This is a genomic window from Lacibacter sp. H375, assembly GCF_037892425.1.
Lineage (GTDB): Bacteria > Bacteroidota > Bacteroidia > Chitinophagales > Chitinophagaceae > Lacibacter.
The window spans coordinates 2,541,766-2,555,101 of the sequence record NZ_JBBKTT010000001.1; the positions used below are offsets into that span (position 1 = coordinate 2,541,766).

At 40.6% G+C, this 13,336-nt stretch carries 8 protein-coding genes; all 8 read left to right on the forward strand.

The window, feature by feature from the left end; genetic code table 11:
* Positions 1 to 44 precede the first annotated feature (44 nt).
* The 8 genes from WG954_RS11135 (at position 45) to WG954_RS11170 (ending at position 13,319) form a co-directional block, all read left to right on the forward strand.
* Positions 45 to 707, forward strand: a complete 663-nt coding sequence (locus WG954_RS11135) for an aspartate/glutamate racemase family protein (RefSeq protein ID WP_340436451.1) — start codon at positions 45 to 47, stop codon at positions 705 to 707.
* A gap of 14 nt (positions 708 to 721) precedes the next feature.
* Positions 722 to 2,017 (forward strand): bile acid:sodium symporter family protein, encoded by a 1,296-nt coding sequence (locus WG954_RS11140; protein WP_340436453.1) that lies wholly within the window; start codon positions 722 to 724, stop codon positions 2,015 to 2,017.
* 10 nt (positions 2,018 to 2,027) lie between these two features.
* Entirely contained in the window at positions 2,028 to 3,239 is a 1,212-nt protein-coding gene (locus WG954_RS11145) for a glycoside hydrolase family 88/105 protein (RefSeq protein WP_340436455.1), read from the forward strand.
* A 1-nt stretch (position 3,240) separates the two neighbouring features.
* Entirely contained in the window at positions 3,241 to 5,211 is a 1,971-nt protein-coding gene (locus WG954_RS11150; RefSeq protein ID WP_340436457.1) for a glycoside hydrolase family 2 TIM barrel-domain containing protein, read from the forward strand.
* Positions 5,184 to 6,584 (forward strand): beta-galactosidase small subunit family protein, encoded by a 1,401-nt coding sequence (locus WG954_RS11155; protein WP_340436459.1) that lies wholly within the window; start codon positions 5,184 to 5,186, stop codon positions 6,582 to 6,584. The genes WG954_RS11150 and WG954_RS11155 overlap by 28 nt, the downstream gene beginning before the upstream one ends.
* Positions 6,585 to 6,693: 109 nt before the next feature.
* A complete protein-coding gene (locus WG954_RS11160) occupies positions 6,694 to 7,701 on the forward strand; it encodes a glycoside hydrolase family protein (RefSeq protein ID WP_340436460.1) in 1,008 nt (335 codons plus the stop codon).
* Between the two features lie 18 nt (positions 7,702 to 7,719).
* A complete protein-coding gene (locus WG954_RS11165) occupies positions 7,720 to 11,028 on the forward strand; it encodes a glycosyl hydrolase (RefSeq protein WP_340436462.1) in 3,309 nt (1,102 codons plus the stop codon).
* On the forward strand, positions 11,025 to 13,319 hold the full coding sequence (locus tag WG954_RS11170) for a DUF5703 domain-containing protein (protein WP_340436464.1): 2,295 nt from the start codon (positions 11,025 to 11,027) through the stop codon (positions 13,317 to 13,319). Before WG954_RS11165 ends, WG954_RS11170 begins: the two co-directional genes overlap by 4 nt.
* The last annotated feature ends 17 nt before the right edge of the window (positions 13,320 to 13,336 follow it).

Below are 13,336 nucleotides of genomic sequence, written 5' to 3' on the forward strand. Positions count from 1 at the left end.
AACTACAAAAATTGGAATCATAAAATAAAAGGAGCATAAGCAATATGTCACAAAAAACATTAGGATTGGTTCATACATCGGCAACGTTGGTGCCTTTGTTTGCAGACTTGTGTAAAAAATATTTGCCAAACGTAAAAGTATTCAACATTGTAGACGACAGTTTGATCAAGAATACCATTGCACGTAATGAACTTACTCCCGACACTTCGAAACGGGTAGTGAACTATGCAGCATCAGCACAGGAAGCAGGCGCAGATTTTATTTTATTCACCTGTTCATCAATCGGGCCTGCAGTTGAAACAGCAACAACATTAACAGGAGTGCCTGTTTTGCGGGTAGATCAACCAATGGCCGACAAAGCTGTTGCAACAGGAAAGAAGATCGGCGTGGTAGCAACATTATCAACAACATTAAATCCTACAAGCGATTTGGTGAGAAGAAGAGCGGCTGTTGCAGGAAAAGAAATTGAATTGAAATCAGTTTTATGCGAAGGTGCATTTGAAGCATTGATGAGCGGCGATGCAGCAACACACGATAAGAAAGTAGGTGATGCGTTAAAACAATTAGCCAACGAAGTGGATGTGATCGTGTTGGCGCAGGCAAGCATGGCAAGAGTGGTGGATACATTGACGGAAGCAGAAAAGAAAGTGCCGATATTGGCAAGTCCGCCGATTGCAATGGAATACTTGGCAACAATTATAAAATAACGGGATTGCTTGTAATGAAAAATTCGGGTAAACTTTTTTTACTGTTAAGTGGCATTGCTGCAGTTGTGTTGCTCGTTGGCATTGCAATGCAGAATGCTGCTTTGTACAAACCTTTCGCCATTGCAACAGCAGTTTGTTTAGCAATCGGGTTGGGTTCAGTGCCATCATTAAAAGGTTATCAATACACGGCATGGATCATTGCGGCAGTTGTTGCAGGAATGGTTTTCCCGGAAGCATTTAAAAATTGGGGTGGCGTAAATCTGAGAGATAAAACATTGATCCTTGTGATTATTCAACTCGTGATGTTTGGCATGGGCACGCATATGAGTTTAAAAGATTTCAGCGGTCTTGCATCAACAGGCAAAGGTGTATTGGTTGGATTGTTTTGTCATTTCTCTATTATGCCGTTGATGGGTTTGTTACTGACAAAAGTTTTTCAGTTTGAACCGGCGATTGCTGCGGGAATTATTTTAATCGGCAGTTGCAGCAGCGGATTAGCAAGTAATGTTATGGTGTACCTGGCAAAAGCGAATTTGGTATTGAGTGTAATTGTAACAGCTATGGCAACATTGGTTGCTCCGCTGCTAACACCATTGCTGATGAAAACGTTGGCAGGTACATTGATCGAAATAAAATTTATAGACATGATGATGGAGATCATCAAAATTGTATTGGTGCCTATTGGCGCAGCGTTGTTGCATGATTTTCTGAAACGGGCTACAACAGCACAGAAGAAGAAAGTAAACATCATTACTGTTTTTTCTGCGGCATGGATTGCTGTGATTATTTTCTTCCTGCACAAGAGTATCAGTGATGCGGGATTGTTACAAAGTATAACTCTCTCAGGTTTTTTCGCAGGTGCTGTTATTGCCGGTGTGTTATATCATTGGCTATGGGTAAAGTTTCCAAAGCTTGATAGCATTATGCCATTGATCTCAATGTTTGGTATTATTTATTTTACAACGGTAACAACTGCAGCAGGCAGAGAAAATTTGATGAAGGTTGGGGTGTTGCTATTCATTGCATCGGTGGTTCATAATGCAGCCGGTTACTTTTTTGGATACTGGCTTAGTCGCTTGTTTGGAATGGATAAAAACTCAAGTCGCACCATTGCCTTTGAAGTAGGTTTGCAAAACGGTGGCATGGCCAGTGGTATTGCAGGAAGTATGGGGAAATTGGGAACGGTTGGTTTGGCTGCTGCAGTGTTTAGCCCGTGGATGAATATCAGCGGAAGTTTGCTGGCGAACTATTGGAGAAGAAGACCCGTTGAACTACAAAGACAGGAAGACACAAAGGAGCACAAAGATTAAATCAACATACATGAAACAGATACTTGTTTTACTGATGCTTGTTGTTGCATTCAATTCGAATGCGCAGATCGAATATGCCAAACAAATGGCTGCCACTATTATGAAGCAATACAAAGATTCAATGGTGGTGAAAAAGTATGCCAGTCATTTGGAACAGGATAAATTACCAACGGGTGATCGGCCTGCAAACTGGAATTATGAAATAGGTGTTGTGCTGATGGGCTTTGAACGTTTGTGGAAGATGACGGATGATCAAACCTATATTGATTATACCAAACACATCGTTGATCATTTTATTACAGCCGATGGAAAGATCCTTACGTATGTAATGGATGAATACAATAGTGATAACATCCCTCCCGGAAGACAACTATTGCGTTTGTATGAATTGTATAAAGACGAGAAATATAAAATAGCTGCACAAACATTGCGTGACCAGATCAGCATTCAGCCACGTAACAAAGCTGGGGGTTTTTGGCATAAGTTGAAATACCCTTCACAAATGTGGCTCGATGGATTGTATATGATCGAACCGTTTTATGCAGAGTATGCTGTCGTAAATAAACAACAGCAGGATTTCAATGATATTATCAACCAGTTTGTGTGGATGGAGAAATATGGTCGTGATGCAAAGACGGGTTTATTGTATCATGGCTGGGATGAAAGTAAGCTGCAAGGCTGGGCAAATAAACAAACCGGTGTATCGCCTGAGTTCTGGAGCCGCAGCATGGGTTGGTATATGATGGCGTTGGTGGATGTCTTGGATTTTATTCCTCCTACTCATCCACGAAGAAAAGAATTGATCACTATTCTTAATCGTCTTTCAAGTGCTATTGTAAAATTCCAGGATGCAAAGAGTGGTGTTTGGTGGCAGGTGACTGATAAAGCGAATAAAGAAAAGAATTATCTCGAATCATCGGGCACAGCCATGTTTGTGTTTGCATTGGCAAAAGGCATCCGCATGAATTATCTGCCTGCAACATTCAATGCGTCTTTACAAAAAGCATACAAGGGCATGATCAAAGAATTTGTAACAACAGATGCAAATGGTCAGTATCATTTTATACAGGCAGTTGCAGGTGCAGGGTTAGGTGGCATTCCATACCGTGATGGTACGTATGAGTATTATGTGAACGAGCCGAGAAGAGATGATGATCTGAAAGCGATCGGCCCTTTCTTACAAGCCTGTATTGAAATGGAGTTGTTGAAAAAGAAAAAGTAAAATGAAAAAAGAAAAGAAGAATAGAACCACAAAGTCGCAAAGGCACAAAGGAACACTAAGGAATTTCTTTGTGCTTCTTGCTGTACTTAGTGTCTTCGTGGTTCAAACAAAAGCACAGTTGGTTGATAAAACACCGGCTGCTGTTCCTGTTGCGCCAACAATTTTCAACCGGGAACCGTATGAAGATCCGTATGTCAGCGGCATTAACCGGGATCAATCAAGAGTAACAGCTTATTCATTTGCAACTGTTGCCGAAGCATTAACGAACGACAGAACAAAAAGCGGTCGTTATATTTCTTTAAATGGTGAGTGGGATTTTTCTTTCGCATTAAAATCTGCTGACGCACCCAAAGATTTTTACAAAAGCAAAGTGAATGGATGGAAGAAGATCGTTGTTCCATCGAGTTGGGAAATGCAGGGTTATGATAAACCGATTTACAAAAGTGCGGTGTATCCATTCCGCCCGGTAAACCCGCCACATGTGCCGCAAGATTATAACGGTGTTGGTTGTTACCAGAAAACATTTACTGTTCCTGCCAACTGGAAAAACATTAATGTGACCTTGCATTTCGGCGGCGTTAGTTCAGCTTATAAATTATGGATCAACGGAAAGTTTGCAGGTTATGCAGAAGATAGTTTTCTGCCAAGTGAATTCAACATCACACCTTACTTACAAGACGGCGAAAATGTGATTTCTGTTTGGGTGATCCGCTGGAGTGATGGCAGTTTTTTAGAAGACCAGGATCAATGGCGCATGAGTGGAATTCATCGTGAAGTGTATCTGCATGCAGAACCATCGTTGCGTATTGCAGATTTTTTCTATCAAACAAAATTGGATAAAGATTATAAAGATGCGTTGTTGAGTATCCGTCCACGTATTGAAAACTTAACAGGGAAGGATATGCCGGGTTATGTATTGAAAGCACAGGTATATGATGCCAACAATCAACCGGTATTACAACAACCGCTTTCGAAAAAGACTGATGAGATCATTAATGAAATTCATCCACGGTTAGATCGTGTAAAATTCGGTTTGATGGAAACTACCATCAGCAATCCAAAAAAGTGGAGTCCTGAAGAACCGAACTTGTATAAACTTGTGTTGACATTAGAAGATAGTACAGGTAAAACACTCGAAGTAAAAACCTGCAAGCTTGGTTTTCGTTCTATTGAATTCAGAAAAAGCGATAGCAAGTTACTCATCAACGGAAAGTTGACTTATCTCTATGGTGTCAATCGTCCTGATCATCATCCAACCAGAGGGAAAGCATTGACAAGAGAAGATATTCTGCAGGATATTAAAACCATCAAGCAATTTAATTTTAATTGTGTTCGTCTCAGTCATTATCCAAGCGATCCATATTTGTTAGACTTATGTGATGAGTTCGGCATTATGGTGATTGATGAAGCAAATTTAGAAACACATGGTTTGGGAGGAAAGCTGAGTCATGATGCTGCATGGGCCGGTGCGTATGTTGAGCGAATCAGTCGTATGGCTTTGCGTGATAAAAATCATCCGAGCATTATCATGTGGAGTTTGGGTAACGAAGCAGGTAGTGGACCCAATCATGCAGCGATGGCCGCATGGATCAAAGATTTTGATATGACAAGGCCGCTCCATTACGAGCCTGCAATGGGCAGTCCGAAGGAAGAAGGCTATATCGATCCGAGTGACAGTCGTTATTTAAAAAGCAATGATCATTCGCATCGAATTCAGAATCCATTGGACCAATATTATGTTGATGTGATCAGCAGAATGTATCCATCTGATTATACCGCACCATTGTTGGTGAATCAATCGAATGGTGATCATCGTCCTATTTTCTTTTGTGAGTATGCACATGCCATGGGCAACAGTGCAGGTAACTTAAAAGAATTCTGGGATCAATGGAGAAGTATACCTCGTGTAATTGGTGGTTGCATCTGGGAATTTAAAACCAGGGTTTGGAGAAAACAGATTCAGCAGGTGTAAAGTTTTATGCATACGGTGGTGATTATGGCGAACGTTATTTCGACAATTTCACGATCAAAGGCGTTGTGAATGCTGATGGAAAACCAAAAGGTGCAATGTATGAATGCAAACGTCTTTTTCAACCCATACAGGTTGAATGGGCTGATTCAATAAAAGGAATCATCCGCATCATCAACCGAAGTGAAGTAAAGAATGTGAATGCTTACACCGCTTATATTGTGGTGAAAGAAGATGGGAAAATTATTTCGAATCAGCAGATCGGAGGGATTGATGTAGCACCTGCAACAACAGTTGAATTTCCTGTCACGAAATGGTTGCGGAAAACGAAAGCAGCATCCGAATATCATGTTGAGCTGAAGTTTGGGTTGCAGAAAGCAGAAGCATGGGCGCCGGCGGGATTTGAGGTTGCATCAAATCAATTGGTGTTTAAAACAACAACCAATACAAGCAAGGTAATTACTAAAGTTTTTTATACTGAAACAGAAGAAGGGTTCAGTCTCAAAAAAGCCGATTATTTTATTTTCATAAGTAAAAAGACAGGTGCGTTGGAATCATATAAGCTGAAGGGCAAAGAACTGATCGACGCACTCTTATTGCCGCATTTTACAAGACCTCAAACAGATAATGATAAACGTGGATTTAAAACTCATCGGGTATTAAAACAATGGTATGAGTCTAAACCTAAATTAATAGAAGTAAAAAAGGAAATTTTCGGCGGACACAGTGGATATGGTGAATTTATTAGTTCTATATATTCTTTAATTAACGATAGTGCCAGAGTAACTATTAACTATTTCATCCATGAAAATGGCCTTATTAAAATTGATTACATTCTAACTGCTAAACCAGGCTTACCGAATATTCCAAAAGTAGGTGTGCAGATGGGTATCAATAGAAGCTACGATCAAATAGAATGGTTCGGTCGTGGCCCATTTGAAAATTACATTGATAAAAATTATGGCGCTGATGTGGGTGTTTATAATTTACCGATCAATGATTTCATGGAAAACTATGTTGTGCCGCAGGAAAATGGTAACCGTACCGATGTTCGCTGGATGTATTTGCACAATCGAAAAACAAAAGATGGGTTGCTGGTTGTTGCCGATAGTTTACTCAGCATGAGCGCATGGCCTTATACTGAAGAAAATATTCAGAATGCAAAGCATACCAACAAACTCAAAGATGCAGGTTTTATTACTCTCAATATCGATCTCATTCAAATGGGTGTTGGTGGTAACGATAGCTGGAGCGAAGTAGCCGCACCCTTGGAGCAATACCAGATCAAACCAAAGAATTATCAATACAGTTTTTATTTAGTTCCGTTCAATTCAAAAAAGAAATCAGCAGGTGAAAGAGCAAAAGAAATTAAATAGTAAGTTGAACCACAGAGACACAAAGGCACAGAGATACGCAAAGTGTTTTTTGTTTTCTCTCTGTGTACTCTGCGCCTCTGTGGTTAATTCACAAGTGCCGCAGGAGGTCATGCAGAAAGTATATGAAGAAGTAAAAACACCTTACAAATACGGCTTGGTTGTTACGCCTGAAAATGACACAAAGAAAATTGATTGTCCGTCTGTATTTCGCAAGGGAAATTCATGGTACATGACCTATATCCAGTTCGATGGTCGTGGTTATGAAACATGGATCGCAAAAAGTAAAGACCTGTTAGAATGGAAAACACTTGGTAAGCTCATGAGTTTTTCTGATACTGCTGATTGGGATAATAACCAGAAGGCAGGATACATTGCTTTGCAGAATACAAATTGGGGAGGTAACTATCAACTCGAAAAATTTCAGAACAAATACTGGATGAGTTATATCGGCGGAAAGGATCGTGGTTACGAATCAGGTCCGTTAGCAATCGGTATTGCCAACACGACCAAAGATCCAACCAAACCACATGAATGGAATCGCTTATCAAAACCAGTCTTAAGTTCAACTGATGCAGATGTGCGTTGGTGGGAAAACCGCAAGCTCTATAAAAGCACCATCATCCGTGATAAGGACAAAACACTCGGCAGCGAATTCATCATGTACTACAATGCCAATGGCGACAGCAGTGGCAATAAACCAAAGTGGCGATGGTTCGAACGGATTGGTATGGCAGTGAGTGATGATATGGTCAACTGGAAACGTTACCATGCTGATCCTGTAATGGAACATGGTGTGGGTATTACCGGCGATGCGGTGATACAGAAAGTAAATGGTGTGTGGGTGATGTTTTACTTTGGCGCTTTCTGGGAAACAAGAAAGAACGAAACGTTCAACCGTTTCGCTTGCAGTTATGATTTGGTGAACTGGACAGATTGGAAAGGAGAGGATCTCATCAAATCATCCGAACCTTACGATGCAAAATATGCGCATAAGAGTTTCTTGGTAAAGTGGAAAGATGTCGTTTATCATTTCTATTGCGCCGTTGATAACAAAGATCATCGTGGAATTGCGGTGGCTACTTCAGTTGACAAAGGAAAGAGTAAATTGCAGTTCTAAACGGCGGTTGTTTACCATATGCGAAAAATATCCCTTCACACATATTGTCTATTGATTGCGTTGATTTTTTCGATGCAGCTTTCTGCACAAACAATTGAGCAACGCTTTCTCAATCCTCCTCAATCTGCAAAACCCTGGGTATTCTGGTACTGGATGCATGCTGCAGTTTCTAAAGAAGGCATCACTGCCGATTTGGAAGCAATGAAAGAAGTAGGGATTGGTGGTGCATATTTAATGCCCATCAAGGATACGTTACACAAAATTCCTTTTCAACCAACAGTTCGTCAGTTATCTCCGGAGTGGTGGGCCATGGTGAAGTTTGCCATGCAGGAAGCAAAGCGTTTGAATTTACAATTAGGCATGCACGTGAGTGATGGTTTTGCGTTGGCAGGCGGTCCGTGGATCACACCTGAACTTTCCATGCAAAAATTAGTGTGGACCAAAACTTATGTTGCTGATGGTTCAACTGAAAAGATCAACTTATCACAACCGGAAGGCAAAGAAGATTATTATAAAGACATTGCTGTGTATGCTTATCCTGCAGTAAGCAGTGCTGCGTTTTCTGAAGTTGTATTGGTGCCGTCCGTTACTACCAGTAATGGCATCAGGGCATCTTTTCTTTCGTTCCAGGGAAGTAATAATCAAAGTTATAAAAGCGACAGTAGTTGCTGGATCCAATACAAATATCCAAAACCATTTACCTGTCGTTCCATTCGAATAAAAACTGGCGGTAATTCTTACCAGGCACATCGTTTATCCGTTCTCGTGAGTGATGATGGTGTTGAGTTCAGAAAGCATACACAATTACAAGCGCCACGTCATGGTTGGCAGGACGCTGATGAAGATGTTACACATGCCATCCCTGAGATCACTGCACAATATTTTCGGTTTGTGTATGAGAAGGAAGGAAGCGAACCCGGTTCAGAAGATCTTGATGCTGCTAAATGGAAGCCGTCATTAAAAGTGATCGGCATTTATTTAAGTGATGAACCAATGATCAATCAATACGAATCAAAGAATGGTTCGGTATGGCGCATCAGTGAAACAACAACAAAAGAACAAGTGACGGATGCAATGGCGATACCAATGAAGAACATCGTCAATTTAACCGGTAAGATGGATGCAGATGGAAATCTCAACTGGAAAGCTCCTGCAGGTAACTGGGTGATCGTTCGTATTGGTCATACATCAACCGGACATACAAATTATACAGGCGGCGCAGGTTTGGGTTTAGAAGTTGATAAGTTTAATGCATCGGCCGTAAAGTTGCAATTCGATAATTGGTTTGGAAAAGCATTTGCACAAGATGCAGCTTTAGCAAAACAAGTGTTGAAAGTATTTCATGTTGATAGTTGGGAATGTGGCAGTCAGAACTGGGGAGCAAACTTTGTAAATGAGTTTAAGAAAAGGAGAGGATACGATCTGATGCCTTACCTGTTGGTGATGGCTGGAGTGCCTGTAGAAAATGCAGCGAAGTCAGAGAAAGTGTTGCATGATGTTCGTACAACCATTGCTGAATTGGTGAACGATGTGTTTTATACCACATTAAAAAAAGAAGCGCATGCATTAGGTTGTGTTGTAAGTGCAGAAGCCATTGCGCCAACAATGGTGAGTGATGGGTTGCTGCATTATAAACATACTGATCTGCCAATGGGCGAATTTTGGCTGAACAGTCCAACACATGATAAACCTAATGATATGCGTGATGCTATCAGTGGCGCACATATCTATGGCAAGAAAATTATTCAATCCGAATCGTTTACATCTGTGCGAATGAACTGGGGCGAACATCCAGGCAATTTAAAAGCACTTGGCGATCGAAACTTTGCATTGGGTATTAATAAAATGGTGATGCATGTGTTTACACATAATCCGTGGCTCGATAAAAAACCGGGAATGACATTGGATGGTGTGGGTTTGTATTTTCAACGTGATCAAACATGGTTCAAACAAAGCAAAGCATGGATCGATTATTTAACAAGATGTCAATCACTCTTGCAATTAGGCGATCCTGTTGTGGATATTGCTGTGTTTACTGGTGAAGAAGTTCCCCGTCGTTCTATTTTGCCTGATCGTTTGGTGAGTACATTGCCCGGCATTTTTGGAAAAGAAAGAGTTGAAGCAGAGAAGAAGAGATTAGAAAATAAAAATCAGCCGTTGCGACAAATACCGGATGGCGTAACACATTCAGCAAACATGGCTGATCCGGAAGACTGGATCGATCCGTTGAATGGATATACGTATGATTCATTTAATCCGGATGCATTGATGTTGATGCAGGTAAAGAATGGAAGAGTGGTATTGCCGGGTGGAGCGAGTTATGGCGTGTTGGTGATACCGGGAGAGATGTTGATAAATCCCAACCCAACAATGAGTGTTGCTGTGCAAAAGAAATTACAACAACTGGCGAATGCAGGCGCAAAGATGGTGGTGGATCAACAATGGATAAAGTTCTTTGCTAAGAATAAGAATGTGGTGGCAGCACCATATATGGAAAGTTCGTTTGAGAAGTTGGGTGTGAAGAAGGATGTGGAGATTGAGGGAAATGATCAACATGCAATTGCTTGGACGCATCGTACAACGAAAGATGCGGAGATCTATTTTATTTCGAACCAAAGCAATACAACACAATATTTCAAAATTAAGTTCAGGGTTAAAGAGTTCGATCATGTTGAGTATTGGGATCCTGTGAATGGAGGAATAGAGGATAATAGTTTTCTTGGCAAAAAAAATTCTGACGACGTTGGCATTGTCCCTTCAGGTTCTTATTTTGTTGTATTCAGAAAAACAAGAAAAACAAAGGCAAAGCAGTTGGCAAATATTCCGACAACGGAATCTGAACTGTTTTTTAATGCAACTACCTGGAAAATTCAGTTTGATCGAAAAGCGGGAGGCCCTTCTGCGCCAGTAGAAACAAATGTGTTGAAAAGCTGGACAACTTCTTTTGATTCATCCATAAAATATTATTCGGGCACAGCAGTCTATTCAAATACTCTGGATTGGAAACAGGATATTTCAACTCGGAGAATCTATCTGCAAATTGACTCTTTATACAACATCGCTACTATAAAAGTAAATGGAATTGATTGCGGAACGATCTGGACAAATTATCATGGAGTAGATATATCTAAAGCTATCAAACAAGGCGAAAACAAAGTGGAGATTTTTGTGACTAATACCTGGCACAATCGTTTGATCGGCGATCAACTGTTGCTTGAAGAAAAACGAATCACTTGGACAACTGCGCCTTTCCGGTTAAAAGACAAACGATTATTACCAGCCGGGATTGTTGGTGCAGTTAAATTAATTGTGAGAGAAACCAGATGAAGATATTCATACTTTTTCTTTTTAGTCTATACGTTGCTTCGCTTTCTGCACAACAGAATTACGATGTTGTGTGGAATACACAAAGCAACAACGCATCTGCATCCATGCCCTGCGGCGCTGGTGATATTGGTATGAATGTATGGGTGGAGAAAGGAGAACTATTTATCTATGTTGCACGTAGTGGCAACTTTGATGAGAACAATGCGTTGATGAAAACGGGAAGGATCAGAGTAAAATTATTTCCAAATCCATTCAACAGCACTTCATTTAGACAACAACTTCATCTTCGGGAAGGATACGTTACTGTTGAAGGTGAAAGTAATGGTACTAAAGCGATAGTAAAAATATGGGCAGATGTTTTCAAACCTGTTGCACATATTGAGATCAGCAGTAATAAAAAAATAAATATAGAAGCTACTTACGAAAGCTGGCGTTATCGTGATCGTATCATCACTACAAGAGAAAACTGGGGCAATTCGTGGAAATGGGGAGCGCCTAAGAACAACGTTTACAAAAAAGATGTGATCGATTTCAACGGCAACAACGTATTGTTCTATCATCACAACAGCAGCGAAACCATTTTTGATGTAGTGGTGAAACAACAAGGAATGGAATCGGTGAAACAGCAGTTGTATAATCCAATCAAACAACTGGCATTTGGCGGTTCTTTCAGCGGAAAGAATTTTGTTGCAGCAGGAACTGATACTGGCACTTATGCCCAAACAGATTTCAAAGCGTGGAAATTAAAAAGCAGATCAGTAGCAAAGCAACATGCATTGCAGCTTACGTTGCATAATTCGCAAGTAGAAAATATTGATTCATGGAAACAATCACTCGATTCATTGCAGCAAAAAGCAAAAGCTGATAAAACTGCTTTTCAAAAAACACAACAATGGTGGAAGCAATTCTGGAGCAGAAGTTTTATTGAAGTTGATCCAGACAAAAAGGAAAATCGTTCATGGGAAGTTGGCCGCAACTATCAACTCTTTCGATATATGCTCGCCTGCAATGCAAAAGGAGCTTGGCCAACCAAATTCAATGGTGGATTGTTAACCGTTGATCCTATCTATACCGATACCATCAACAAAGGATTGACTCCTGATTATCGAAATTGGGGTGGCGGATTACACACAGCACAGAACCAGCGACTGGTTTATTTCCCGATGATCAAAGCTGGAGATTGGGATCTGCTGCAACCACAACTCAACTTTTATCTTCGTTTGCAAAGGAATGCGGTTCTGCGAAGCATGGTTTATTGGGATCACATTGGTGCCTGCTTTACCGAACAGATGGAAAACTTTGGTCTACCCAATTATGCAGAATATGGCACGAAACGTCCTGCTTATTTTGATAAAGGCGTTGAGTACAATGCATGGCTCGAATACGAATGGGATACCGTATTTGAATTTTGTTTGATGATGATACAGGAAGCTGAATACACTGGAAAGGATATCAGCAATAAAATTCCGTTCATTATTAGTTGCCTGGAATTCTTTGAAGTACATTACCAATGGCTTGCGAAACAAAGGGGAGCAAAAGCGTTGGATGGAAATGGTCAACTGATATTATTCCCAGGCAGTGCTGCAGAAACATTCAAGATGGCGAACAATTCGACAACAACAGTTGCCGCCATGCAAACTATCATCAAACAAATACTTTCAACAAAAACTTCAAATCTTACAGCAGAACAAAAACAATATGTTGAATCATTATTGAAACGTGTTCCATCATTAAGTTATCAGCAATACAACGGGCGCACAACCATAGCTCCTGCAAAAACATGGGAACGCATTAACAATACTGAATCACCACAGTTATATCCTGTATTTCCTTGGGGGATATTTGGAGTTGGTAAACCTGGCTTAGATACTGCATTAAATACCTGGCACTACGACACATCAGTGATCAAATTCCGCAGTCATATTGGTTGGAAGCAGGATAATATCTGGGCTGCACGGTTAGGGCTAACCGAAGAAGCATGGCGGTTAACTTCTCTCAAATTGCAAAACAGCGAACGACGTTTTCCTGCTTTCTGGGGACCGGGTTATGATTGGGTGCCCGATCATAACTGGGGCGGTAGCGGCATGATCGGTTTGCAGGAAATGTTATTGCAGACAGATGGTCAACGCATCTTACTTTTTCCTGCATGGCCAAAAGAAAAAGATGTACACTTTAAATTACATGCACCATCTAATACTACTGTTGAAGCAGAGTTGAAAGATGGAAATCTTGTAAAGTTGATTGTGTTGCCGGAGGGACGGAGGAAAGATGTGGAGTTATTTTTAAAATAGAAAAGCTGACAGGCTTT